Raw genomic sequence first — 24587 nt, 5'->3', positions numbered from 1 at the left:
TGTATTTTAATTTCTGATCAATAACTAAATGCCGGCCGCCTGAACTTCCGAACTGTCCTCAATAAGTTTCTGCAGAGAGCTTTCCGCAGGATTTTTGCTTTCGATTTCCTGGGTTTTCTGCTCCAGCTTCTGCTCCGGACTGTTGGGCTCGGCAGGCTTTTCCGCAGACCTTTCTACATCCTGTTCCGTAGCTTTCTGTAAAGAATCCGGTTCTTTTTCCGGCTTTTCTTCCGTGGCTTTTCCGAGACCGTAAAGATACAGGTTGTTGGCTTTTATTTCAAAATAAGAAAGGGTATTTTTATCCACAATCTGAGCATCGGGATCCCCGAAAATCTTAACCATTTCTTTTTCCGGAATGTATTGTAAAACCGAATTATTTGCTATGACCAGAATGGCTTCATTTTCCCTTCTGAAACGTTTTCCGTTTTCTAAAGGTGCTTCAAAGATCTTTTCGAATTTCAATGTAAATACCCTGATGTGATTGCGTGTGAGAATGTATACTTTATTTTCATACACCAGAAGATCCATGAGATCGTCAAAGCTTGCATCAAAAGGATAGGAATTAATAGTCGTATCGTTCCTGAAATTGTACTGGATCAGGCGTTTGGTACTGTCGTCAAGCAGCCATATCTGCTGCAGGTCTTCGGCATAAGCCATTTTAATAAATCCGAACTTCTGCCTGAAATCTACCTTCTGGATTTCATTTAAATTCTGGTCCACAAACTTCATTTCCTGCGCATTCTCCGAGAACAACGGAACGCTCAACGGGTTCTGTACAGTCTGCACTTTATAGGGAACCGTAAGCATCATTTTCCCAAGCTGTTTGCCGAGTGAATCGTACTTGGTAAAGCTGAATTCTTTATTCTTATAGATATACAGATTTCCGTAATCGTCCACGAGCATATCTTTCGCATCCTTCAGTTTCAGTGTGTCCAAAGGAAGAGTCTTCTGTGCCGTTAGCGAACAGAAAAGCAAAGCCAATATTAAATGTAGTATTTTCAAATTCTTTTACAATGATAGCGCTCCGGGAAGAGCGCTACCAATTTACTATTTTTATTAAGTCCAACAGAAATTGTGACCGATTTTAACTTATTGAATTGCAACTTCATAGATCTTCGACCAGTTTTTTCCGGTTACGAGCATATTTTCTCCCTTAAAAGCAATCCCGTTCAGAACGTGCTCACTGTCGTTTTTCGTATATTCTTCCGTAATTTTTGTAAAATCAAATTTCCCGACCACTTCGCCGTTGGAAGGATTGATCTTCAGGACATAAGGCTGATGCCAGACATTAGCGTAAATAAAACCGTTGTGGTATTCCAGTTCGTTGATCTGGTTGTAAATGGTCTTATTTCCGCCCACAGGCACTGTTTTCACCACTTTTGAAGGATTATTGGCATCCAAAAAGTAAAGATCGTTCGAGCCCGAATCTGCAATAAGATTCTTCCCGTCGTACGTCATTCCCCATCCTTCTCCGAACTCATTCGGCAGAGCAAATTCCGAAATTTTCTTCAACGTATTTTTATCATATACAAAGCCGATCTTGTTCTGATACGTCAGCTGATAGATTTTATCTCCTGCAATAGCGATTCCTTCGGAAAATATATCGGCGGGCTGTTTTTCAACAGTAGTCGGAACGGTACTTCCCAAAGGATATTTGATCAGCTGGGAAGCTTTTTCAAGTCCGTCGCTTTCGTATACCGTGTTGCCTTCCAAGAGAAAACCTTCCACAAAATTTTTCGGGTCATGCGGATATTCCGCTACAATTTTGTAGGAAATATTCTGCTCCGGCGTTTTTGAGAAAACATTGATGGTCGCATCCTGGTTCAACGTTTCGCCGCCTTTTGTTTTGATGTTAAAGGTCACTTCATTATCACCGAATTCAAAAAATTTAGGTTCGATCGTTAGATTTGAAGTTTCCTTATCGCCAAAGCTGATGGAGATACTTTCGGCATTATCCGTCACTTCTTCCGGAAGATTCAGTCGGTCTCCGAAATGATAACCTTTTTCTTCCATCGAATTGTTGTAATCGGCCAGGCTGTCCAGGATTTTTTTATCGTTTTTACAGGAAATCAGCAGCAATGCCGCGGCAAAACCTGTGATCAGATTTTTCTTCATGCAGAAATATAGGTTACTTGGTGGCTACTTCATAAATTTTTGACCAGTTTTTACCGGTCACCAGCATATTATCCCCTTTGAAAGCAATCCCGTTAAGCACATCGTCGCTGCCTTTGGTATTCTGCTTGGCAATCTCCGTAAAATCAAATGTTCCGACAACTTCTCCATTAGCCGGATTTATTTTTAGGATAACGGGCTTCTGCCATACGTTAGCATAGATGTATCCGTTGTGATATTCGAGTTCGTTCAGCTGATCATATGCCTGCGAGCTTCCTGCCACGGCAATATATTTTACCATTTTGGATGGATTTGCAGGGTCTAGGAAATACAGGAGCTTACTTCCGTCCGAAGCGATCAGATACTTGCCGTCGTACGTTAATCCCCAGCCTTCACCCAATACATTCGGGTAAGGGAATTCCGATAACAATTTTAGGGAGTTTTTATCATAGACATATCCTTTTTTGCTTTGCCACGTTAACTGGTATACCTTATCGCCGACAATCGTGCTTCCTTCGGAAAAGTCTTCCTGCGGCTGCTTTGTTGAGGCCAGAGGCGTTGTCGTTCCCAGTGTATATTTTAAAATTTGCGAAGATCCGTTCTGCCCGTCACTTTCATAGATTGTGTTTCCCTCGATCTGGAAACCCTGTACAAAGTTTTTCGGATCGTGCGGATATTCTGCAACGATTTCATAATTGATTTTCTGTTCGGGATTTTTCGCAAACACATTGATGGTAGCATCTTGTGTTAAGGTTTCACCGCCTTTGGTTTTAATATTAAAAGTAACGGCGTTATCTCCCAGGGTAAAGTATTTCGGATCGATGGTGAGACTGGAAGTTTCCTTATCGCCAAAACTGATGGAAATGCTTTCCGCATCATCAGTAACCTCTTTAGGCAGCGTTAATTTATCTCCGAAATGATAGCCTTTTTCCATCATTGAGTTGTTATAATCGGCTAATGAATCGAGTACTTTTTTATCATCCTTGCACGAAGCCAACATCAAAACCGCTACAAATCCTGCTAAAATATTTTTTTTCATTGATTTCTAAATAATTTCCCCAAAATTAGCAAAATTTATCCCTCCAAGCTAATTTCATCGACAGGTTGACCAAATTGTAACAGATAGCCGTTGTTGTCATAGATAGCGAATTCCTTCATTCCCCATTCGAAGGTCTCGATTTCATAGCAGACTTTCACTTTATCTTTCAGATCTTCCCAAAGCCGGACTACATTATTTACATTAAAATAAAAGGAGCTTATAAAGCCGATTTTGCGGGATTTTTCGTGAGCATTCGGTTTTGAAAGCATGATGCGGACATAATCTTTTTCCAAGAGAGCCCACTGCCAGCTGTCGTTCTTTTCTTCCAAGGAAAATTCCAGCACATCCGTATAAAAACGGATACTTTCATCAAATTGTTCTGTCCAGAGAATGGGGTGCAGCGTATTGAAAACAGGCATGATCAGATTAAGTATTAATAAGTCAGCTTTCGAGATAAGGTTTCAGGCTTTGGAGAATAATTCCTTTCCACCCGTCTGTAAAGGCTTTCCGTGAAAAATGTTCCCCCAAATCACTGAAATGTTCGATATCGTTATGAATCAGCCTTAGCCAAGTCCCGTTTCCATCCGGCTGCAGTTCCCAGATAACGGTTGTTTTCTTATCGGAAAAATCAGGATAAGCCCAGGAATAGGTGAATTTTTCGTTCGGAAAGATTTCTAAAATTTCCGCCTGGTGGTGGTATTTTTTTTCCTCACCGGGTTCGTAAAAATTAAAAATCTTCCCTGCTTCCAATTCAAAGTCGGTGATATCAAAATACCAGACTTTCATTTCCTCTTTATCCGTCAATGCTTTCCAGACTTTTTCTGCCGGTGCATTTATTTTGTATTCTGTAATAATGGGATTGCTCATATTTTCCATTTTTATGAATTAAACGAAAAACTTTATGCCAAGTTATACATAATCAGCAACACTTACATTATCTGTTCAAAATTTTTTAATTATTACAAAACTAATTAATACCTACCCATGGGAAAATCCGGTGATTTTGGCTTCATCAAAATCCAGCTGCATCTCGATGGTTCTCATCACATGATCGTCGAAAATTTTCTCGCGCTTCATCCGGTGCAGTTCATTACGCTGTGCCTGGATAAGCTGCCGCATTACTTCTTTGTTCTCGTTCATCGCCGTTACATAATCTCCGGCCGATGCCAGGCATTGTGACTTATCGGCCATCATAATCATTTCATTTTCCAGCCGGTGCTTCTGATGCTGCACCAGGCTGTTCTTTTCTGCCAGTTCGGAGAAATCGCTTTCCAGCTTTTCAAGGGCCGTTTCTTTCAGCTTCCTCATGAGAATTACTTCCTGCTTTTCTTCAGGCAGTTCGCTTCCGGCATCTTTTATTTTTAATAATTTTAAAATAGGAGCCAGCAGAAGCCCCTGCCCTACCAAAGTGATCAGTATAATTACAAAAGTAACGAACAGGATGATATTCCGGTGCGGAAAGGCTTCTCCGTTCGGTAAGAAAGCCGGGATTGATAATGCTGCAGCTAAAGAAACCACGCCCCTCATCGCCGCGAAACTGATGATAAACGGTTCCCGCCAGTCGGGTTTCGGATTTTTCCGACAGACTTCCTTGGACAAAAGCCTTGGAAAGTACATCAGCGCATAACTGTACAGAATCCTTGTTCCGATGATGGCTCCTCCGATGACGATACTGTAGATAATGCCTTCCGAAATGGTATAATCTTTCATGGCGGCTACAACTACCGGCAACTCCAGCCCGATCAGGATGAAAATAATGGTATTCATCAGAAATATAAGAACACTCCAGACATTTCCCGACTGGATGCGGGAAGTATGGCTCAGGTAACAATGGGAATTGTAGGACATCAAAAGACCTCCGGCCACAACGGCCAGCACTCCGGAAAAATGAAAATGCTCCGCTCCGATGTACATGATGTAAGGAACAATCAGGGTAATAATGGTATCGATATTGGAATTGGACGGAATAATTTTCAGCAGTGCTCCGAAAAGCAGTCCGGCCCCGATTCCGACGCCAATACCGCCGATGGCCATGGTAAAAAAGTCTTTTACAGCTTCCCCGAAAATAAACTGCCCGGAAATAACGGCCGCCAGCGCAAATTTAAAAACAATTAAACTGGAAGCGTCATTGATGAGGCTTTCCCCTTCGAGGATCGTGGTGATTTTTTTAGGGATTTTAACGTGCTTCAACACGGAAGTTGCCGCCACGGCGTCCGGCGGGGAATTTACCCCTCCGAGAAGGAAGCCCATCGCCACCGCGAGTCCCGGAATGATCGACGAAGAAAGGTAAGCCACGACAATCGAGGTGAGAAATACCAATCCGAAAGCCATCGAAAAGATCTGCTTTCTCCATTTGTGAAAGTCCTGCCAGGAAGTGAACCAGGCGGCTTCAAAAAGGATCGGCGGAAGGAAAATAAGAAAAACAAGATCGGGTTCTATTTCGATATGCGGCATCCCCGGAACGAGGCTGATCAGAAGCCCGGCGATCACCAGGAATATAGGATATGCTACTTTGAGCTTCTGCCCGATCATGACGAGTATCATTACAGATAAAAGGACTGCAATTGATATGATAACATAGCTGTGAATCATTATTAATTTTTTTTAAAAATACTGGATTGTTTTTAATCATTAATAATTTTTCTTCATGGTTTGTGTGCTTGGTAGTTTAATTTAATCAGAGACTTATATGCTTTAACCACCCCGTCAAAAATTCTTTGGATTTTCGCCACCCCTCCGGCGGAGGGGAATGTTTGTCTTTCTTAGAAAAACCCTCTATTTATTAGCTTTTAAAGGTTCATGCTTTTTTATAATTTTTTTCCTGTAAATTTTGGATTTAGATAAGAATATTTTAATAAACAACAAACTCCCTATCTTTGAAAGCGGCAGGAAAACTTCGAGCATCCGGCTTCCTTCTTCCAGCCTATTATTTAATCTTTGGTAAACGGAATATTGTTGTAGAATCCGATCTGGATCTGTCCGCGGTTTTTGTTTTCCTGGATCTGATTCATATATCCTGCTTCAATCCTCATGTTTTTATTAATGACATAGCCTAATGCACCATATACTCTGTTTCTATCAAATACCTGACTGTCCAAATGAAGGAAGATCTCATTATATACCGAAGCATAAAAGGTTTTAGGCAGCATCTCCTTATTATTGATCGGGATACTCACATTTAAATAATACCTGAACCTCATCCGGAAATCATCTTCCATCAACCTTTCTTCCAGACGATACCGGTGCTGAAGATTGAATCTTCCGAACTTCTGCTTGGTAATATACTGCTGGAAGATCCGGTGTTCGATATTCTCCGTTTTTTCTCCGTTTTCGTAGGGCCTGCCTAAGATAAATGCGTATCCTGCCAATACATTATTGTTGTCTTCGGAAAGGTCGTATCCGATACCGGTACGGATCATCAGTTGCTCAAGATCGCCAACCGCATTAAAATTCCGGTACTGGATCTCATTATGGAGGTTGAACTTCTTGCTGATCTTGTTATTTCCAAAATACATGTACCATGCTCCGAGATCATTTTTCTGTGCCTGTAAAACTGTGGCGGTGATGGTAAGTAATCCCAATACCGCTTTTCTCGCTATGCCCGTCATTGCTTATTATTAAAATCTATCGTGTATAACAAATTTAATAATTTAAATCAATAATAACAAGCACTAATACCGTAGTGGTGAATTAACTCCAATTCAGTTTTCTCTAGGTTTGCTAAAATAAAAAACTGATGAGGATTCATCAGTTTTAATGCTAATCATTACGGGTGTTGCTCCATTTTCGCAGGATCATCATAGTTTACCATCCAGTTGATCCCGAATTTATCGGTAAACATTCCAAAATAGGCACCCCAGAAGGTATCTGACAGCGGCATGGTAATTTGCCCTTCTGCTGAAAGACCATTAAACAAACGGTCTGCTTCTTCCCTGGATTCTGCATTGATGGAAATCGAAAAATTATTTCCCATGATCAGCTGAGAAGCCTGATCGCATCCTGCATCACTTCCCATCAGGATGGTTTCCCCGGAAATCGGAAGTGTAACGTGCATAATTTTGTCTTTGTCTTCTTCTTTGATTTCCTGGCCTTCTGCCGGAGGCATGTCGCCAAAAGTTCCGATGTAGGGATAGTCGCCGCCGAAAACCGATTTGTAAAAATCAAAAGCTTCCCTGCAGTTTCCGTTGAAGGTAAGGTAAACGTTTACTGTTGCCATAAGATGATTGTATTAAGGTTTAGTTTATTTCAGATTTATAGTTAACGGTGCTGATCGATGAGAATCATATTTCCGTCCGGGTCTTTTAGATAAATATGCTCAGGGCCGGACGTGGTTTCATCAGCTTCCTTCTGCAGTTCCACTCCCTGCTCTTTTAATCTTTTCTGGATCTCTCTTACATCGTCGAAAGTTTCCAGATTCTGGGCATTCTGGTCCCAGCCGGGATTAAAAGTAAGCATATTTCCGTCGAACATCGCCTGGAAAAGCCCGATAATATGGTCGCCGTTTTTCATGATGAGATAATTCTGCTCCATCGCTCCGCCCATTTCTGCGAAACCTAATTTTTCATAAAAGTCTCTTGATTTCTGAAGGTCTTTTACACTTAAGCTGATTGAAAATGCCCCTAGTTTCATGCTTTTGTTACTGGTATTATTTAATTACTGATTTTTTATCCGGGTCTTGAAATTCATGGTTCCGTCATAGCTTTTCCAGTCACCGGTAAGCTCAATTTCCTGATTCTCCACCTTTTCAGTGTCTTTATTCCATTGGAAAGGTATAGACGAACTTTCCTTTTAAAATTCCGGAATGTTTTCCTTTGTTTTCTTCAGCAAGCTCGTATTCTCCGAAAACCGTCCCTTTTTTCCGGGCATCCTTGTATTTGATAATGGTAAATTTTCCTTCAAATTTCGAATATACTTTATCGACTAGGGTATATCCTGAAACGAAATACTCCTGGTCGTTTTTCCTGTTCTGTTCGGAAATATTGATTTTGAGCTTGATCTCCTGGTTTTTGTTCCCGATCGTTCCCGTATAGGCTTTGCTGTTATTGAGCCATACATTGGAGATATCCGGCATCTGCGCGAAAATAAAGTTGGAAGCGAGAACAAACAGTAGTAAAAGTTTTTTCATAATTGGCTATCATTTTTATTTAAATACAACTTTTGAAATGTCTTTGGGAACAAAATTGGCCCACCAGGCCTCGAAGTCCAAAGTCCCTGAATAATTTTTCCATTTTCCTTTGAAGGTTACCGTAGCCCTGCTTTGCTGGGTTATTTGCTTGGCCATCTGCATCCTCAGCTTCCCGGTAAATATTCCGGAATGTTCACCGGATCCGACTTCCTTCATGACAAAATCTGCAAAGACCAGCATTTCATCCGGCTGATTATTAACGTTAAACCGCTGTGTGAAGGTGATCTCCCCGGAAAAGACGGACTTATTGCCTTCGACCTCAGAATATCCTGAAATAATATACTGCTCAGGCTTAGCCGGATTTTTCACGGCTTTTTCAATCTGTACTTGAATCACCGCTTTTTCAGTAGAGATTTCCCCGTAAAAAGGCGTTTTGTAATTCGTGAGAAAAGCACTGAAGTCTTCATTCTTCAAAGGAAATTCCTTCATCTGTGCAAAGGAAAAGGAATATAGGAAAACCAAGAAGAATAATATCTTTTTCATGCTAAACACCGAATTGGGCCAGATGATGATTGAGATGCTTGGCAAACATATTGTTCCATTCCTGCGCCTTCAGCTTTCCGAAAGAGAAAGATTCTTTACCGTCGAAAGCCGATGCACCCAGCTGCTGGGTTTTCTGGATAAAACCAATCAACCTCTTTTTTTCTTCGTTGAAATTCTTCTGATCGGAAATAATGAACTGCGGTGCTGTCGGTCCGTTCTGCGTATAGGCCTTCTCACCTACTACTTTCGGTTTTACAAAGTTTTTTAAAATAAATTTTGCGATGGCTCCCGGCTTTTTGTGTTTTTCGGGTTCATAGACCATTTCGTACGATACATTACAGTGCGCCAGCATCTGGTCTACCGTCATTTTTCCCCACAAGCCTTTGCTTTCCGGGGTAAGTTTATTTATCCTGTCGATGTAATGCTGAGCATCTTTCGCATCAAAAACGTTTTCCATAGTTTATCTGAATGTTGAAAAGCAAATATATCAGTTTTTTGTCTTAAATCAATATCCCACAAATTGTCATTATAAATATTAGATTTATCATCATAAATTCTGATAATAAAAACTATGAAACTACGTTATCCCAAAAAGCTAACCATGAAAAAGTATCTTCTGATCTTATCGATTATATTTAGTTTGCCTTTATCTGCCCAAAAGACGGACGTATGCACCTGCCAACTACTAAAAAGATATAATGACAGCATTAATTCCACTTATTCAAAAAATGAGTTTAGGCTTTTAACAAAAGCTCGTGCTCGAAAACCTCCCTTTTCTTTCATCTCAATTAGTTATTTAAGAGAACCTAGAAAATCAGACGAAATTATAGATTCCGTAGAAGTAAAAATTAAAAATGTTCTTAAAAATGTAGTTCCTGATTCTGTTTATGGCACTTATAAGATACGGGATTCGATTACAAAAATTGAGTATTCTAAAAAGTATGGAGATATTCCGAAGCCGGTAATTATTAAAACCGGTACAAAAGACGGAGTTATGGCAATATTATTCCACACAAATTCTTTTTATTTTGGAAAATATTATCTACGCATTTCAAATGATAACGGAATGACGTGGAAAAATTACTATACAGGACTTGATCAAAATAAAAATTATGTATTCAAAAGCAATTCCCGCTTACCACTTTTTAAAAATAAAAATCAGATACAGATAGAAGCTGACATTGTAAGAATGATTAAAGAACCAACCTTTCCCTCAAACCCACAGCCTACATATGAAATTGTAAATAACAATGCTCTTGTTACATTAAATCTTAAAGAAATACTCGAAGATTCGGACCGTGATGGATTAAATGATCTGGAAGAAAAACTAATTTACTTTACAAATCCTCTATCAAATGATACAGATGAGGACGGAATAATGGATTCTGAAGATGAGAATCCTAGATACAGCAATTATGATAATGAATTTACCTTATTGGCTGAGAGTATATTATTTGGTAATTATGATTTAATTGAAGATTCCGACGTAACCACAGAAAATTTTTTAGTAGATATTCAAACAGTTCGCAAAGATATTTCAAAGCAAAATGAAGAGATATTTTCAGAATATTCTTACAAAAAAGATATTTTGGAAGATTTGAATATCAAAATAATTGCTACAGATGATGAAAATATAAGACACACAAGAACATATGGTAAAAAAATAATATTCGTGGCTTCCAAAGAGTACCAAGTGTATAGTAAATATCATTATGTTCTTACATCACAGCCTCAATACAGCAAAATTTTCAAATGCGATGATCAGAAAGATACTTATATTTTAATATCCGATTATCTGGTAAGAGGAGAGTCCTATATTATTACAAAAACGGCAAAAGGCTGGTTAATTAAAATCGTTAATCAATGGATAACATAATAAAAATGCTCCCACAATATGTAGGAGCATTTTCTTAAGATTATTTAAAATCATTCTTTAATTTCGACATTCATCCCTTTCGTATGCGAACTCATTTGCGGCGCATAATAGTTCTGAATGGTAGTAATCCCGTTGGAGAACTTTCCTGAGGCGTTGGCGATCAGATCATACTCAAATACGTATTTCCCTTTCGGCATCCGCTCGATGTAGAAATTGGTAGACGCATCTTTTGTAGACTGGTAATAGGCTAAACTGTTTTTCCACTGATATCCGGAAAGCACGTCTACCGGCTCAAAACCTGCTGCTCTCATGTCTTTAATATGGACGAATTCCATCGGACGGTCGGTATTCAGGATCATTCTTACGGTGATTTTATCTCCTACTTTTAAAGGGGTTTCCGGTGATATTTTCTGAAGCTCTTCCCCGTTGACGGTTTTAATTTTTCTGTATAATTCTTTTGTAACGGAAAGGTAATTTTCAGATGATTTTATTTTATTCAGATCCTCATAATACTGCCAGAATAATCCGCCCTGAACGATTCCGGGCCTCGGTTTTGTAATGGTAACCGTTGCCAGGCTTTTATCCAGTACATCCGGGTTTACCGTTGATTTTACGTAGCCTGCGGCTTCGGTTTGCGGTTTAAGCTTTTTTCCGCCCCAGATAATGGTTGCTTTGTCGCTTTCGGTACCTGTCCAGGATTTTCCGGAGTTTAAAATGGTATAGATCACCTCTGCCGTGCCTCTTGAACTTCCCCATGAATTGACTTCTTTCTGGGTTACCAGCCAGATTTTCATTTCTTCAATGAAACTTTGATCCTCCGGTTTGAGTTTGCTAAAAGCTTCCAATGCGCCAGCATGGTTCACTACTTTGGAGCGGAACCAGCCCCAGTCATCCAGGTTCTGCTTCCAATACACACCCTGCGTTTTCGATTCTACGGAGGTTTCTTTCAGATAATTCATGAGTTTATCGGAAACGTCTTTTAATCCGTAATCATTCATCAGCAATGCTGCCCGGTGAAGCCCGAAAAAGGTGAAGTCGGTAAGCTTAGCAGTTTTGGCTTTCTGTTTCACCTGCGATTTCAGGGCTGCCCCTTTCCCTTTCAGCGGATATTCTTTTTCCCAGTAATTTCTTGTGTCCAGGTAATCCAGTGTCCAGTTGGTCCAAACATTTTTGTCTTTAGGATCTGCATATTTTTCTATTTCACCGTCAATATATTCGATCAGGTTTTTCACCATTTCTTTTTGATCTGAATTCTGGTAGTTTTTCACATTGTCTTTCAGCCATACATTAATCTTGCCTAAGCTTTTCAAAATATACAACGAAGTAGCATAAGATCCGGGATATCCGGGATACCATGAAAAGCTGCCGTCTGGATTCTGCAGTTTCCTGAGATCGTCCCAATCCTGCATGATGGAATTTTTCATGGTGTTGGCATCAAACAACAGGGCCAGTTTCTGCATCTGCTCTTCTTCATTCTTACTTTCGAGTACCCAAGGGGTTTCTTCCAGCAGCAGCTGTTTCAGCTCCTGGTTTTTTTCAAGGTTTGATTTTAATAATCCCTTCTCCTGATACTGCTCAAATACAGTTTTTATTTTCGGATTGGACCTAAAGACCTCTGAAGCCAGCACATCGGCGAACCATTTATTGAAGACCACATCTGCTGAACTGTTGGGGTCGTTTTTAAGGCTCGGAAGCGCAAACATGATTTCCCAGATCGGATTCGTGGTCAGTTCAAGGGTATTGGATACGTTGGATATTGTTTTAGAGTCTGCATTTTTAAGGTTTTCCAACTCGAAGGTCTTGGTTTGCCCTTCTTTCACAAAAACCGGAACAGCATCGGTTACCAATATCCTGTTCGGAAGAACGGCAACGGCCTGCTGCTCACCATCCGAATATTTTCCGGCTTTGGCCACAACTTTTAAGATAATGGACGAAACATTTTCCGGAACTTTAACCTTCCAGGTAACTACTGAATTTCCGTTGTCATCCAGTGAAAAAGCCTGTTCTTTATTGTATCCTGATACAGCCGTCAGGGCACTTAGTCCGAATTTATCCGAAATATCTTCATTGGTAAAGGCATCCAGGATCTGTAACCCGGCATAACCATTCAGTTTTTTATCGGTTAAGTTGGATAATTTAGACTGTAAGTTCAGCTCATCCCCTTCCCGTAAAAATCTTGGGTAATTCGGTGTTACCGAGAATTCTTTCTGTGTCACCACTTCTTTTTCCAACGTTGCCGCTCTTGCATCTTTTGTGTGTGCCAGGAACATCAGCTTCCATTTGGTGAGTGCTTCCGGAGAGGTGAATTCAAAGCTTACATTACCTTCGGAATCGGTCCTCAAATCCGGATAAAAGAAGGCGGTTTCGTTGAGGTTCTGGCGGACGGAAACATTGTTTAAACTTGCTTCCGGCGATGGAGACTCTTCTGTTTTGGGAGCCTTCGCAGGCTCAGGAACTACATTCTGAATGACTGCTATTTTATCTTCCGACATCGCGACTTTGGCCATTGTACTTCTGGCTCTTCCCACAGGCGGTGGCGGAGGAGGTGTATAGGCGGCAGCTTTTACGCCTTCCTGATTAACTAATCCAGTTGTCGTTTCCAAAGTCATTGTATCGGTAAGAAACAAAACTCCGTTGAACCAGTTGAAATAAGGAGGTTCAACTATTTTCGGTTCATAATACATCAGTCTTTTCTGATAATATTTCTGAAGAAGATTGTTTTTAATATCATAAGAAACTATCGTGGCAGAAGGTACGTAAAAACGGTACCAATCAAAATTATTTTTAGCCAGCTTATCCAGGGACATATCGTACATATTCGCCAGAACTTCCGCATTAATTTTCTCCCTGTTTTTTCCTGATACTTTTATTGACCATTTCTCTTTAGAACCCGGTTCTATTTTATCTCTGAACGTAACGGTTTCTATGGCTAATTCTTCCGCCTCATCATCTTGTACCGGAAGATTTACCGTCTTGGTCTGCACATCATTGAATGCCACTACCTGAAATTGTATGTTCAGGGCCAGCACATTTTTATCTTTGGGAACAGCGGTTACATATTCAAGAATTCCATTTTTAAAATGATGAACTTCAGAAATAGTTTTTCCCGAACCGTCCTGAATAAAAACATTCAGCAGGACATCAGGTATTGAAGAATAAATATGGAATAAGGCCTTTTCTCCCCTTACAAATTCTTTTTCAGGCTGCACAACCGTCAGAAATGTTTTCTGGGAATCCGGCAAGGAATTTTTATTCCATACGCTGAAATTCTGAACTGCTTTTATGGTGTCACGGCCTTCAATGTTATACAATTCTAATTTATAGGTTCCGGCTTCTAGTTTGCCAAGATCGAGGGCTTCTTCCTGACGTACGGCATCGTTCAGAATTACTGATGAAACTTTAGAATTTGCGGGTTCCTCAGTTTTGTCGTAAAGATCATGAGGAAATCTGCTGATGAATTCTTCTTTTGAAAACTCAGGCAAGTCCTGAACTTCTGATTTAAAATTATCCCTGAAAATCCTGTCGGGTACTTCAAATTTTGAAAGCTTCACCTTGTAGGATTTTTTAAGATTCTGTTCATTGTAATTTTTGGTTTCAACTTTTACTTTCACAGGTTCTCCGGAAAAGACGTTTTTAATTTCTTCTGCCTGAATATAATGGGAGACCGAAGACACTTTCAGTTCCGTATCAGCGGTTTGTGTTTCTCCGTTGATATCTGTCACTGAAGCTTTGATTCGGTAATTATCGATCTGGATTCCTTCCAGCTTTTCATCTTTTTTAAGATCCAGCATAATTACAAATCCTCCTTTCTCATCGGTCTTCACTTCTCCAAGAATCGAGTTTTCATTATCATAATCACCCGGCGGATACCAGCCGAAATATTTCCAGCGGATATTTTGCTTTTTTATTTCGTAATGTACCGTAGCGTTAGTCAGTACGACTCCGGAGAACATCATTGCTTTTCCTTTCAATTGAATAGTCTGGCCATATCTGTATTCATCTTTCACCGGATCAAAAACCACTTCAAACTTCGGCCTTTTATATTCTTCAACCCGGATGTTTTTATAACCATCATTCGTATCCGTGCGCAGGAAAAAATTTCCGTTCAGCCCACCTTTCGGGAGAACAAAGCTTCCGTGGTACGAACCAAAGTCATTCGTCGTAAAATTCTGAGCAGATACTTCCTGCCCATTAGCATCGGTAAGGGTAATTTTTTGGGTAAGAGCGGGAACGACAGCCTCTACTTCCTTATCTCGCTGAATATTGATGACTTTAAAATAAACGGTCTGACCTGGTCTATAAATGGCACGGTCTGTAAAGATCTGGGCTCTGCTCTGTTTTTTATCCTTACTGTCGGTAATTCCAACTGAAATTCTTTCGCCATACACTTCCATGATCTGGAAATCGTTGGTTTCAGGCAGTCGGATAAGAAAAGTCCTGTAATATTCTTTATTATTTGTAGCAGGAAGACCAAAGAGTCCTTTTTCATCGGTTTTTCCATCAGATTTTATGAGTGCTTTATTATTTACGAATTCATAGAAAGTCAGACTTTTACTCATGACAGGTTTGCCGTTTTCACTGTTTACAAGCTTCAATTCACCGGGAAGTTGTCCTCTTTCTGACTTCGTATGGTAAATAATCCTGTTATCCGAAACCAGGAAATACAAATCTCTCGGATTGTCCGTATCATCATCTTTAATGCCGTCAACAGAATATTCAGCCACATATATTCCTGAAGGAAGAGGCTTTATTTCCAAGGCAGTTTTGTGATTCCTGAAATCTTTCGGATCATTTAATGTATATACTTCTTTTCTAATCAGCGTTTTTTTGATTTTCTTAAATGCATTGTCGTAAGGATTCCGGGTGTACTGTAAAAATGCCGTTAAGTCGTTTTTTACTTCGTAGATATTAATGGAAAAACCTGATACATTTTTGTATTCTGCCACAAAATGAATCGGTTTCGTACTCTGTGTCTGTTTTTCATATTTTATATTCAAGACAGGATTGAGAATCTGTTTTTCCTGACCTTTTATAGCATCAATAAAGGGCGATTTAGGATATTCGGCTTTTGCTTTGCTGATATAAACAAGCGCCTCTTTTTCTTTTTTATCATTGATAAGTTCCTCAACAATATTATTGATGACCATCACTTTATAGTCTCCTTCAACATCCGATTTTAAAAGATCCTGAAGCTGAGCCAGCTTATTTTTGCATCGGTTAAAATCACAATTGGCCTGCAATTTACGATGCATAAAATACAACTTAGAATTCCCTGTATTCTGAGCAATCAATTCATCAAAATCAGCATTAATCCTGGTACGGTTGGCTTCCAGTTCGTTTTTAGTAAAAAAATCGGAGTCGGAAATAAAATCCGTTTGTTTGATCAGATACCAATCCAGCAAGGTCGGAAAATAAGAAAGGTATTCTTTGTAAGAAAATATCCTTTCGTATTTCTTCAAAGGAATTTTCTTCATTGCAGATTTCTGCACATTCAGATTTGCATAACTCTTATCCAGGTAATTTTTAAAATCAAGTTTGCTCCAGGTCTCGATCTGCGAAATATCCTGGGAATTTATGTTAGTACGTCCATCGATTTCCCAAGAATGTTCGTGATAATAATCCAGAAAAAAACTATTAAGCAGTACTTGGAACACGGTTTTTTCTTCACCAGCAAGTTGTTTTTCTACATTCTGAAGTTTTCCGAAAAGACGGCTTACCGCATTGTTCCCTTCGTCATCAGAGCTTCGGTTTACAATGCTGAATTCTTCTTTTAAAGACTGGATCAGCTGTACAAGGTTATTATCTTTCATAGCCTGTTTTTGTATATCTAAAACGATCGGGAGATTCGATTTAAATGTCCCTTTTTTAGCATTTTCTGCCACTTTTTTCCATTGCTCGTCATAGTATTTCTGTGCAAATGCACCTGAATAGCTCAGCAGCAGAAGCAACAACAGAAAAATCTTGGAAAATCTTTTCATATGCGTTATTTTTGATAAATGAATTCTTTAAAAGTACTGAAAAAATCCGTTATCGACAGTCAGTTTTACGTATCCTTAACGGGAACCCTTTTTTCGGTATTTTTTATGCTGGAGCAAAACACATTCCGGTATCCTACGGTATTCCTTATTTTCATTACTTATTTCAGCGGTTACCTTTATACGAAATATCAGAAGACGAGACATTTTTCGAAAATCCTGATTTTAAATATCGTAGCCGGGATTATCTGCGCCTTTTTAATAATACATAACCATAACGGGATCCGGCTGGTCAAATGGTTTGTTATCGTGGTCCTCGGCCTGCTGTACAACAGTTTTTTCCTGGATGCGTATATCCGCAAGATCCCTTTGCTGAAAGTATTTTACGTAGGATTGGTCTGGGGACTGATGAATTGCTGGCTTACCCTGCCGGAATTTGATATCCCGATTTTTTTAATCAGCTTTTTTTTTATTACGGCCCTGGTGCTGCCTTTTGATATCCGGGACATGAAAGTGGATACGGTAAAAACATTTCCTACAATTATCGGAGTACAGAATACTAAGTATCTGGCTTATGGATTGGTCTTCATCAGCAGCCTGCTTTCAGTTTTTTATCTTGACCTGCCCTACTCAACGGCTTTTTTCCTATCGGGAATTGTTACTTATATTTTAATCTATTTTTCAGAGAATGAGCGCAGTGACTCCTATTTTTCATTCGGAGTCGAGACGTGTTCGGCACTTCCTTTTTTATTTTTAGTAATAATGAAGTATTTTTGACAAATGATTATCAAGAAACTTTCCCTGTACAATTTCAAGAACCACGCTGAAAAGAAATTCGAATTTTCGCCACAGATCAATTGTTTTGTGGGAAATAACGGTGTAGGAAAGACCAATATTCTGGATGCACTTCATTACCTGTCGGTCGGGAAAAGCTTTTTGGGAAATACCGACCTCAACAATATTAAAAATGAAGAAGATTTCTTTACCGTTGAAGCAGAAATCCTAAACGATGACCGTGAAGACATCATTAAAATTTCACAGCCGAAAGAAGCAAAGAAAATCATCAAAAAAAATGATAAAAGTTACGACCGGATGGCCGATCATATCGGTTACCTCCCGAGCGTAATGATTTCGCCTTATGATTCTAATCTGATTTCAGATGCCGGGGAAAGCAGACGAAAATTCCTGGATTCAATGATCTCGCAGACAGATTCCGAGTATTTATTTAATCTTATCCAGTACCAAAAAACCGTTCAGCAGAGAAATGCACTGCTGAAATATTTTGCGAAGAACAGAACCTGGGATAAGGATTCGCTGGAAATATACGATGATCCCATCATCCGGTTCGGGACAAAAATCTTTCATAAAAGAAAAGATTTTGTCGAAAAGCTGAACCCGATCGTCAAAAATTTCTACAAGATTATTTCAGGAGGCAAGGAAACCGTTTCGGTGATCTACGAGTCGCACCTTCTTGACGGCTCTTTTGAAAATCTGCTAAAGGAAAGCCTGGAAAGGGACCGAATGCTTACCTACACTTCAAAAGGCATCCACAAAGATGACCTTCTTTTCGAAATGGATGGCGTTCTCATCAAGAAAATCGGTTCGCAGGGCCAGCAGAAATCGTTTCTGGTTTCCCTGAAGCTTGCCCAGATGAGCCTGATTAAAGAACTGACAAAAAAAACGCCTATTCTTTTGCTGGACGATATTTTCGACAAGCTGGATGACACCCGCGTTTCGCAGCTGATTGAGCTGGTTAATCAGGAAAATTTCGGCCAGATTTTCATTACCGATACCCACCGGGAGCGCACGGAAAATGTGGTAAAAAGAATTAATGAGGAAAGTATTATTTTTGAAATTTAACAATGAAAAAGAAAAAACGAGAATTCCAGTCCTCGGAGCTGGTACGGTCTTTTGCGAAGATCTACGGTTTTGAGAATAAGCTTCTGGCTTTTGAAATCAAGGATTTCCTGGAAGATTATCTGGACGAAAGCCTTTTCAGTGAAATTGAAAGCGTAAATATTGAAAAAAAATGTGTTATCATCAAAATACACTCTCCCCTTCTGAAGCATGATTTTCAAATGCGGAAAAGCTTTTTTCTGAAAAAATTCCAGGATAAATTCGGCGCGGATCAATTTAATGATCTTCAGATTTCTTAAAGATTTAAAATCCATAAAAATTAATTCTAATTGTAGAGAAAAATATTTATATTTGATCTGTTAACTAAACAAATCAATAAACATGAAAAAATTACTTTCCACTAAAAAGTTATCCAGAGAAAGTTTAAAACAGATCAACGGAGGTGCCGGCAGTATCTGCTGTGTGTATTATTGTAACACCAATGAATGTGCATGGTGGACAGAACCAAAAGTACAATGTCCTTTTTTACCGGATTGTTTGGAAAAAAGCTAATGTAAAAATTCAAGCTGCAAGTTTACATGCAGCTTTTTTTTATTCTAATGATCTTCAGATTTTGTAGAAACCGTACTGCTCATTAACTCGTCCGTCTTTTGATCCAATCCCGATCTTAAAGGAAGGAAAAACTTTAGCGGATTCTTGATAAAATACCTGAAAATACCTTTGTAAATTTCACTCACCTGCCCCAAATTCATTTTCCTTGAACGGAAAGCCAGGAACATGGATAAGCTGAAACTTACCAGGAAGTTGAAAAACCCGATCAGGAAAACCGTAATCAGCGAGATACAGAATGTATAGGAATCAATGGTAAAATCCTTCCCGTAAAGTCCCAGAGCAAAATTTCCTGCCGCAAAAGTAATGTGACGGATATCAAGATCCAATCCAAGGAATAGTCCTATCGGAGCAGTGGCGCCCAAAAAGACCCCAAACCAGAAATTAGACACAATTCCGGGCCAGTTTTTAGCATAATATTTCGATAGATTTTTGGCAAATTTATTTCCGAATAACCTCCGGATCGAAAGATTCTTCGAAATCCGTTCAGGAATCTGGTAAAAGACAGAGTTGTTTCCGATATTTCCCGATATAATCCCTGATATGAAAAGGTAAAAACCGGCGATACAGGCATGAAGAATAGCCTTTGACTTAAACGGATCCAGGTCTCTCAATAATTTATCAGACCTTTCCACCGCGAGATTCTGTGAAAAAAACACATCCAGCCCGTAAATGATGAGTAAAGCAATCGGGAAAGACAGAAGAACGTTTCCCACGAAGGCGATAAACTGACTTCTGAACAGTTTCGATACCAAGTGCGCGAATTCGGTGCTGTTGCTTTTGATGTTCACTTCTTCTGATAGAACTTTGGTCATCGTAGCAGCGGTCATGGCAGGCTGTTTCGTAGCCAGTGTAAAGCCCATCAGGTAAATCATCACAAAGCCCATCGCATAGTTCATTGAGTAGAGGAATGCGTGGGAAAAATCACTTCCCGGAATATATCCGTACAGCATTTTAAGCACACATAAAGCCCCGACGATGATTCCGCCACCGCTGGCTTTGTAGAACATCCGCATGTATTCTTTTCGGTTGGAAGTAATATAATGCGTTCCGGTTTCTGCCGTATGGTTGGTAATTAAATGCGAAATCAGCCGCGTGCTGTCATTGATAAGATCCGAGATATTATTTTTATGCGACTTATATCTTAAAACATTAAAGATTAAATGCTTGGAGTTAATCAGGACATCCTCTTGCTTATCAATAACGAGCAGCTGTACAATCTCATAAATCCTCTGGATCTGCTGCCTGATCTTGATAAGCGACTGGTTAATTTTCCCTGAAATACCGTATTTAGAAGAGTTTTTAAAGGAAATATTAACGAACTCAAGACATTGTTCAATATAAATTTTGATCTGCTTGTACCGGCTGTCTTTGGAATGAAGCTGCAGCTCAGGATTCTTTTCCAATTCTTCAGCAAGCCCTTCCAGCTCATTCTGCAAGGCCAGGAACGGATTGTCGAAATTCCTGTATTGTGGAGCCATCCGTACTACTTCCACTTCCATCGCAGCTCCCGTTACCCGCCAGGAAAGAATGTTCATTGAGAACAGCATTTCCTTTTTCACCTCCGGTTCTGTGATAAAGTCATCAATTCGGAGCAGCCTGAACAGTTCGCTGATTTCCTCTTCCGGAAGGTTGTGAAAATACTTCAGATCGCTTCGCGGCCTTACGCTTACGTTGTCGATCATGTACCAGACCGTATTTTCGTTTACGACGGGCGGTAAGATTTTATTTAGAATTCTCTTTTTTAATTCAGGAATAAAAGCATTTTCCGACAGAATGTTGGCTTCCGTAAGAGACAGGTTGAAAGGCTTTCCTTCGAAAATGTGATGCAGATAATAGGCAAAATGTTCTGTAATCTCCGGATTATTCCTGAAAAAGCTGAGCGCATCTTTAAAATCAGCGTTCTTTATCCCTTCCAAAAGTTCCGCGAGCGGATCCAAAGAAAGGGTTTCATTCTTAAAAGAAAAGTATTTTTTAAGAACGGATTCGAAATTTGTACCGGCGTTGAAGAATTTCATTGGTACAAAGATACTATTTCAAACTTACATTCCTCATTTGTCTCATGATCCAATTGTGCTTCTTTCTCAGATAAGCTGAAGGATTTTTCGGATCATACTTCTTCGGGTTGGGCAGAACTGCGGCAATCCAGGCAGCTTCAGAGGTAGTAAGATTTTTGGAAGATTTGCCGAAATAATACTGTGATGCTGCTTCTATCCCGAAAACCCCCTGCCCCATTTCAATGGAATTCAGGTATCTTTCAAGGATAATATCTTTGCTCCAGACCTTTTCGATGATGAAGGTATACATGGCTTCCAGGCCTTTTCTCAGCCAGCTTCTGCCCTGCCACAGGAAGATATTCTTAGCGGTCTGCTGGGAAATGGTACTTCCGCCGCGTAGTTTTTTGCCTTTCTCATTATTTTTCATGGCTTTTTCAATCGCTTTGTAATCGAAGCCGTCATGAACGAAAAATTTCTGGTCTTCCGAAGCGATAACTGCCTTTTTTACATTGCTTCCCATTTCATCATAGGAGATATAATCCCGCTGCAATCTTCCGTATTCAAAAAGCCCTCCGATCTGGGTAAGGGTAATCGGCGGGTTGAAGAACCTTCCCCAGACGATAAAAACAACATTCAGGATCAGGATAATGAATATAATCTGTTTAATTCTCTTCCACATAATTTCTGTAAAATGAAAAGCAAAAGTAAGCAAATAGTCTGATTATTTCAGCTCTTTCATGTAAGTAAGCTGATAGCCCGGCAATAATTCCGGATGGAAAATTTTAATATAATCTTTTAAAACAAGATCCGAGCGTACTACTCCACTTTCGAAAAAATCGTTGGCCTGCCCGCGTTCCTTACCGGTGATGACATAGATTTTCCCTTTATTGAAAACATTCAGCTTGCCGTAGAAAGGATTCATCCCGAGCATCTCTTTTTTAGAAGTATGATTTCCGGCATTGATCCAGTACTGTACGCTGCCTGACTTGGCAAACACTTCCTCAAAGCTCATGGTTACGGCTTTTTCTTCCGTATTGTTTTTCAAAATATAGTAGGCATTGGCATCTGAAATAAAATGGGCTGCCGCTGTTCTTCCACCCGGCAGATACCAAACATCGCCATACATTTCATTGGCAAGAACGGTCGGTTTTTCTTTGGCTTTTTGAGCGAGCTGCTTTAAATCAACATAATTTTTTTCTACGTTTCCATAGATATCGTCCGCTTCTTTCTCTTTTCCCAACAGTTTTCCGAAGAGCTTAAGGTAAGCCGTTTTTTCCAACGGGTTCTGTTCCAGATATTCATCCAAGAAAATTACCTGGATCCCATTGTTTTTAAACAGTTGGTAGGTGTTGTCGAAACTGGCGATATGGTTGGTAAAAATGGCATCCGGCTTCAGGGAAATGATTTTTTCGACATCGTATTTCTGTTCGCTGCCGACATTCTGGATTTTTCCCTGTTTCAATAAGTTCTGAATTTTATCAGAATAAATATATTCCGGACTCGAAACTCCGATGATCAGATTTTCCGCATGCAGTTCGCCGATATAGCCTGCCATACTCGCATTCAGCAGGATAATCTTCTTAAACGGAATCTGATTTTTCTTAATATCATAAGTGAAATTTCCCGATTTTAGATGTACTCCTCCCTGATTTTCCTGATACTGTACCAAACTGGAAACAGAAACCGCCTCTGGGGCCGAAATTTTTTGTTCTCTTTTACAAGACGTTAGCGTCAAAAACGCGGTTAATAGTAAAATTCTTGATTTCATCTTTCAAAGAAAAGAAAAAAGTGCTATATTTGCAAACCATTAAACAACGGCCTCGTGGCGCAACTGAATAGCGCATCTGATTACGGCTCAGAAGGTTACAGGTTTGAATCCTGTCGAGGTCACAAGACCGACATTTGAAGATTTCACTCTCTTATGTCGGCTTTTTTTATTTTCTAATCCACTGTTATACTGATAGATACACTGAGCGACAATATTCATTTTAGGTGTTTGAAAACTTTTTCCGTCAAATTCAACTTTTTGGGGAAATATCAAACACCCGATCGTTCTTTTTGTTATCAGATCACCCTGCTGGTAAAGGTTTGCGAGGTTTTCCATTGAATCAAGGGCGTTTTCTATTTTTGTCTTGATGTCAAGTTCTTTACTTTCTGAAACAATATGCTGAAGTTCCAATTCTAACTGTTCGATTTGGTTTTTGTGAGCATTTTTATTTCCTTATAATCATCTTTGTCCAACTTATCAGACAGATATTTATCTCTTTCATTGGCAACTTTTTCATTAAGTAAATTAATCTCTTTTGAAATAGATTTTCTTTTCGAATCAATATTAAAAGTAAATTGTTTATAATTGTCTAATAGTATTTCTTTCATCAAGCCTTTGATGATTGGATTGTATTCCAGTTTAGAAATTTCAAGCTCAAACAGTTCATTTAACTTGTCAGAATCAAATCTAAACCATACTTGTAATGACAGTGATAGTAGTAATAAGTTTTTGACTTCCCTTTAGCACCGCTTGCAGTAAGATTCTTTCCACATTTTGGATAAGACAGAAGACCTCGAAGTGGAAACCGACCATTACACAAAACCCTTCCACCGGGATCTTCAATTTTTATTTTTTTTTCTATAATGTATTGAACCTGGAAAACCTTGAACAGTTTTTTAAAAGAAAGGCAGCCATTATAATTGCTCACAGATTATCAACTGTAAAATTATGCCGATAAAATTATTGTTCTTGATAAAGGAAAAGTTGTGGAAGAAGGAAATTATGCAAAATTCGTAGCTTTAAAAGGAGAATATTATAGACTGTTAAAAATCAACTGGATTAGGCAATTAAATGTGAAAAATAATTCATCAATGTCAGAATTATTTTTATATTTAAATCTAATTAAAAGCGTTATCCGAAAAGCTATAAGAGAGTAGGAAAAAACTAAAAAAAATAATTTTTTATGAAAAATTTAAAAAAACTATCAAGAGAGAATTTAAGAACAATTAAAGGGGGAGCTTGGTGTCTTGGTTGTGGGTGTGCTACAAATGGTGCTACAGATTTTTGGAATGGTGCTTGTGTAGTGTGTGAAAATAATGTTGTTGTATTATGCCCAACTCAGCCATGCGAGCTATGCGGGTAGTAAAACAACTATTTATGGTAAGAGGGTAATCAAAAAAGATTACCCTCTTAATAAAATTAAAGGGAGTTTTGGATAATTTAGACAACATAAAACGTTCAAAAATGATTCAATTTTTCTTGTCTTGGTTATTAGATAGAAACATACAATTGAAGACTTACTCTTCCAATATTTACTGTTAATATTTTAGAAATTAAATTGAATTAAACAAAAACTAGAAGAAATTATTTGGTAAAATTTAGGGATTGTTAATGATTTTTAATTTGACTTAAGCGAACCAAATCATCTATAAAAGTGTTTGAATATATTCTCGTTAAGGTTACAAA

At 39.1% G+C, this 24587-nt stretch carries 23 protein-coding genes and 1 tRNA gene; 7 read left to right on the top strand and 17 right to left on the bottom strand.

The genetic code is table 11. The features are described from left to right. Window positions 1-24: 24 nt before the first annotated feature. The 12 genes from QE422_RS09915 to QE422_RS09860 all read right to left on the bottom strand — a co-directional run bounded on the left by QE422_RS09915 (window position 25) and on the right by QE422_RS09860 (window position 9276). The gene (locus QE422_RS09915; RefSeq protein WP_307457477.1) at window positions 25-1002 is read right to left on the bottom strand and encodes a hypothetical protein; all 978 of its coding nucleotides are present in this window, start codon (window positions 1000-1002) and stop codon (window positions 25-27) included. An 87-nt stretch (window positions 1003-1089) separates the two neighbouring features. Next, window positions 1090-2115 carry a glutaminyl-peptide cyclotransferase gene (locus tag QE422_RS09910; protein ID WP_307457476.1) on the bottom strand — a complete coding sequence of 342 codons (1026 nt, stop codon included), beginning with the start codon at window positions 2113-2115 and terminating at the stop codon, window positions 1090-1092. Window positions 2116-2128: 13 nt separating this feature from the next. Beyond that, window positions 2129-3151 (bottom strand): glutaminyl-peptide cyclotransferase, encoded by a 1023-nt coding sequence (locus tag QE422_RS09905; protein ID WP_307457474.1) that lies wholly within the window; start codon window positions 3149-3151, stop codon window positions 2129-2131. Between the two features lie 35 nt (window positions 3152-3186). Further along, window positions 3187-3570, bottom strand: coding sequence for a VOC family protein (locus QE422_RS09900; protein WP_307457472.1), 384 nt, complete (start codon window positions 3568-3570; stop codon window positions 3187-3189). 22 nt (window positions 3571-3592) lie between these two features. Then, entirely contained in the window at window positions 3593-4018 is a 426-nt protein-coding gene (locus QE422_RS09895; RefSeq protein ID WP_307457470.1) for an SRPBCC domain-containing protein, read from the bottom strand. Window positions 4019-4129: 111 nt separating this feature from the next. Next, complete coding sequence (locus tag QE422_RS09890; RefSeq protein WP_307457467.1) at window positions 4130-5743, bottom strand: Na+/H+ antiporter; 1614 nt, start codon at window positions 5741-5743, stop codon at window positions 4130-4132. Window positions 5744-6081: 338 nt separating this feature from the next. After that, on the bottom strand, window positions 6082-6759 hold the full coding sequence (locus QE422_RS09885; protein ID WP_307457465.1) for a DUF2490 domain-containing protein: 678 nt from the start codon (window positions 6757-6759) through the stop codon (window positions 6082-6084). 158 nt (window positions 6760-6917) lie between these two features. Further along, window positions 6918-7367, bottom strand: a complete 450-nt coding sequence (locus QE422_RS09880) for a VOC family protein (RefSeq protein WP_307457463.1) — start codon at window positions 7365-7367, stop codon at window positions 6918-6920. Between the two features lie 41 nt (window positions 7368-7408). Beyond that, on the bottom strand, window positions 7409-7780 hold the full coding sequence (locus tag QE422_RS09875; protein WP_307457460.1) for a VOC family protein: 372 nt from the start codon (window positions 7778-7780) through the stop codon (window positions 7409-7411). 124 nt (window positions 7781-7904) lie between these two features. Then, window positions 7905-8276, bottom strand: a complete 372-nt coding sequence (locus QE422_RS09870) for a hypothetical protein (RefSeq protein WP_307457458.1) — start codon at window positions 8274-8276, stop codon at window positions 7905-7907. Window positions 8277-8291: 15 nt separating this feature from the next. Beyond that, complete coding sequence (locus QE422_RS09865) at window positions 8292-8819, bottom strand: hypothetical protein (protein WP_307457455.1); 528 nt, start codon at window positions 8817-8819, stop codon at window positions 8292-8294. Between the two features lies 1 nt (window position 8820). Beyond that, window positions 8821-9276 (bottom strand): DUF1569 domain-containing protein, encoded by a 456-nt coding sequence (locus tag QE422_RS09860; protein ID WP_307457453.1) that lies wholly within the window; start codon window positions 9274-9276, stop codon window positions 8821-8823. Between the two features lie 144 nt (window positions 9277-9420). Here QE422_RS09860 and QE422_RS09855 point away from each other — a divergent pair, with 144 nt between their 5' ends. Continuing rightward, a complete protein-coding gene (locus QE422_RS09855; protein WP_307457450.1) occupies window positions 9421-10695 on the top strand; it encodes a hypothetical protein in 1275 nt (424 codons plus the stop codon). Window positions 10696-10745: 50 nt separating this feature from the next. Here the strand turns inward: QE422_RS09855 and QE422_RS09850 are convergent, their stop codons facing one another. Further along, window positions 10746-16673 (bottom strand): alpha-2-macroglobulin, encoded by a 5928-nt coding sequence (locus QE422_RS09850; RefSeq protein WP_307457447.1) that lies wholly within the window; start codon window positions 16671-16673, stop codon window positions 10746-10748. Between the two features lie 18 nt (window positions 16674-16691). On the opposite strand from QE422_RS09850, the gene QE422_RS09845 reads away from it, so the two are divergent. From QE422_RS09845 to QE422_RS09830, 4 genes are all read left to right on the top strand, one after another. After that, window positions 16692-17447 carry a hypothetical protein gene (locus QE422_RS09845; protein WP_307457444.1) on the top strand — a complete coding sequence of 252 codons (756 nt, stop codon included), beginning with the start codon at window positions 16692-16694 and terminating at the stop codon, window positions 17445-17447. 3 nt (window positions 17448-17450) lie between these two features. After that, entirely contained in the window at window positions 17451-18530 is a 1080-nt protein-coding gene (locus QE422_RS09840) for a DNA replication/repair protein RecF (RefSeq protein ID WP_307457442.1), read from the top strand. A 2-nt stretch (window positions 18531-18532) separates the two neighbouring features. Beyond that, on the top strand, window positions 18533-18826 hold the full coding sequence (locus tag QE422_RS09835) for a hypothetical protein (RefSeq protein ID WP_307457439.1): 294 nt from the start codon (window positions 18533-18535) through the stop codon (window positions 18824-18826). Window positions 18827-18908: 82 nt separating this feature from the next. After that, window positions 18909-19079: a hypothetical protein gene (locus tag QE422_RS09830; protein ID WP_307457436.1), complete on the top strand. Its 171-nt coding sequence runs from the start codon at window positions 18909-18911 to the stop codon at window positions 19077-19079. Between the two features lie 44 nt (window positions 19080-19123). On the opposite strand, the gene QE422_RS09825 is transcribed toward QE422_RS09830, so the two are convergent. From QE422_RS09825 to QE422_RS09815, 3 genes are read right to left on the bottom strand one after another with little or no spacing between them, the layout of a single operon-like run. After that, entirely contained in the window at window positions 19124-21154 is a 2031-nt protein-coding gene (locus QE422_RS09825; protein ID WP_307457433.1) for a recombinase, read from the bottom strand. Between the two features lie 13 nt (window positions 21155-21167). Then, window positions 21168-21812, bottom strand: a complete 645-nt coding sequence (mtgA, locus tag QE422_RS09820; RefSeq protein WP_307457430.1) for a monofunctional biosynthetic peptidoglycan transglycosylase — start codon at window positions 21810-21812, stop codon at window positions 21168-21170. A gap of 42 nt (window positions 21813-21854) precedes the next feature. Further along, complete coding sequence (locus QE422_RS09815) at window positions 21855-22901, bottom strand: ABC transporter substrate-binding protein (protein WP_307457427.1); 1047 nt, start codon at window positions 22899-22901, stop codon at window positions 21855-21857. Between the two features lie 48 nt (window positions 22902-22949). Here QE422_RS09815 and QE422_RS09810 point away from each other — a divergent pair. Next, window positions 22950-23023: transfer RNA gene (locus QE422_RS09810), tRNA-Arg, on the top strand. Here the strand turns inward: QE422_RS09810 and QE422_RS09805 are convergent. Further along, window positions 22989-23312 carry a hypothetical protein gene (locus QE422_RS09805; RefSeq protein ID WP_307457425.1) on the bottom strand — a complete coding sequence of 108 codons (324 nt, stop codon included), beginning with the start codon at window positions 23310-23312 and terminating at the stop codon, window positions 22989-22991. The two genes, QE422_RS09810 and QE422_RS09805, sit on opposite strands and share 35 nt — an antisense overlap. 772 nt (window positions 23313-24084) lie before the next feature. On the opposite strand from QE422_RS09805, the gene QE422_RS09800 reads away from it, so the two are divergent. Further along, window positions 24085-24264: a hypothetical protein gene (locus QE422_RS09800; RefSeq protein WP_307457422.1), complete on the top strand. Its 180-nt coding sequence runs from the start codon at window positions 24085-24087 to the stop codon at window positions 24262-24264. Window positions 24265-24587: the final 323 nt, after the last annotated feature.

It is taken from the genome of Chryseobacterium sp. SORGH_AS_0447, assembly GCF_030818695.1.
Taxonomy (GTDB): Bacteria; Bacteroidota; Bacteroidia; order Flavobacteriales; family Weeksellaceae; genus Chryseobacterium.
This window is presented reverse-complemented; position numbering and strand designations above follow the sequence as displayed.

What these genes read in the sequence shown, in the direction of transcription:
- QE422_RS09910 (WP_307457476.1), bottom strand. Translation starts at nt 2,115, where the DNA reads ATGAAGAAAAATCTGATCACAGGTTTTGCCGCGGCATTGCTGCTGATT.
- QE422_RS09845 (WP_307457444.1), top strand. Translation starts at nt 16,692, where the DNA reads ATGAATTCTTTAAAAGTACTGAAAAAATCCGTTATCGACAGTCAGTTT.
- QE422_RS09855 (WP_307457450.1), top strand. Translation starts at nt 9,421, where the DNA reads ATGAAAAAGTATCTTCTGATCTTATCGATTATATTTAGTTTGCCTTTA.
- mtgA (WP_307457430.1), bottom strand. Translation starts at nt 21,812, where the DNA reads ATGTGGAAGAGAATTAAACAGATTATATTCATTATCCTGATCCTGAAT.
- QE422_RS09875 (WP_307457460.1), bottom strand. Translation starts at nt 7,780, where the DNA reads ATGAAACTAGGGGCATTTTCAATCAGCTTAAGTGTAAAAGACCTTCAG.
- QE422_RS09905 (WP_307457474.1), bottom strand. Translation starts at nt 3,151, where the DNA reads ATGAAAAAAAATATTTTAGCAGGATTTGTAGCGGTTTTGATGTTGGCT.
- QE422_RS09835 (WP_307457439.1), top strand. Translation starts at nt 18,533, where the DNA reads ATGAAAAAGAAAAAACGAGAATTCCAGTCCTCGGAGCTGGTACGGTCT.
- QE422_RS09850 (WP_307457447.1), bottom strand. Translation starts at nt 16,673, where the DNA reads ATGAAAAGATTTTCCAAGATTTTTCTGTTGTTGCTTCTGCTGCTGAGC.
- QE422_RS09865 (WP_307457455.1), bottom strand. Translation starts at nt 8,819, where the DNA reads ATGAAAAAGATATTATTCTTCTTGGTTTTCCTATATTCCTTTTCCTTT.
- QE422_RS09870 (WP_307457458.1), bottom strand. Translation starts at nt 8,276, where the DNA reads ATGAAAAAACTTTTACTACTGTTTGTTCTCGCTTCCAACTTTATTTTC.
- QE422_RS09890 (WP_307457467.1), bottom strand. Translation starts at nt 5,743, where the DNA reads ATGATTCACAGCTATGTTATCATATCAATTGCAGTCCTTTTATCTGTA.
- QE422_RS09895 (WP_307457470.1), bottom strand. Translation starts at nt 4,018, where the DNA reads ATGAGCAATCCCATTATTACAGAATACAAAATAAATGCACCGGCAGAA.
- QE422_RS09885 (WP_307457465.1), bottom strand. Translation starts at nt 6,759, where the DNA reads ATGACGGGCATAGCGAGAAAAGCGGTATTGGGATTACTTACCATCACC.
- QE422_RS09815 (WP_307457427.1), bottom strand. Translation starts at nt 22,901, where the DNA reads ATGAAATCAAGAATTTTACTATTAACCGCGTTTTTGACGCTAACGTCT.
- QE422_RS09800 (WP_307457422.1), top strand. Translation starts at nt 24,085, where the DNA reads ATGAAAAATTTAAAAAAACTATCAAGAGAGAATTTAAGAACAATTAAA.
- QE422_RS09860 (WP_307457453.1), bottom strand. Translation starts at nt 9,276, where the DNA reads ATGGAAAACGTTTTTGATGCGAAAGATGCTCAGCATTACATCGACAGG.
- QE422_RS09880 (WP_307457463.1), bottom strand. Translation starts at nt 7,367, where the DNA reads ATGGCAACAGTAAACGTTTACCTTACCTTCAACGGAAACTGCAGGGAA.
- QE422_RS09900 (WP_307457472.1), bottom strand. Translation starts at nt 3,570, where the DNA reads ATGCCTGTTTTCAATACGCTGCACCCCATTCTCTGGACAGAACAATTT.
- QE422_RS09825 (WP_307457433.1), bottom strand. Translation starts at nt 21,154, where the DNA reads ATGAAATTCTTCAACGCCGGTACAAATTTCGAATCCGTTCTTAAAAAA.
- QE422_RS09840 (WP_307457442.1), top strand. Translation starts at nt 17,451, where the DNA reads ATGATTATCAAGAAACTTTCCCTGTACAATTTCAAGAACCACGCTGAA.
- QE422_RS09830 (WP_307457436.1), top strand. Translation starts at nt 18,909, where the DNA reads ATGAAAAAATTACTTTCCACTAAAAAGTTATCCAGAGAAAGTTTAAAA.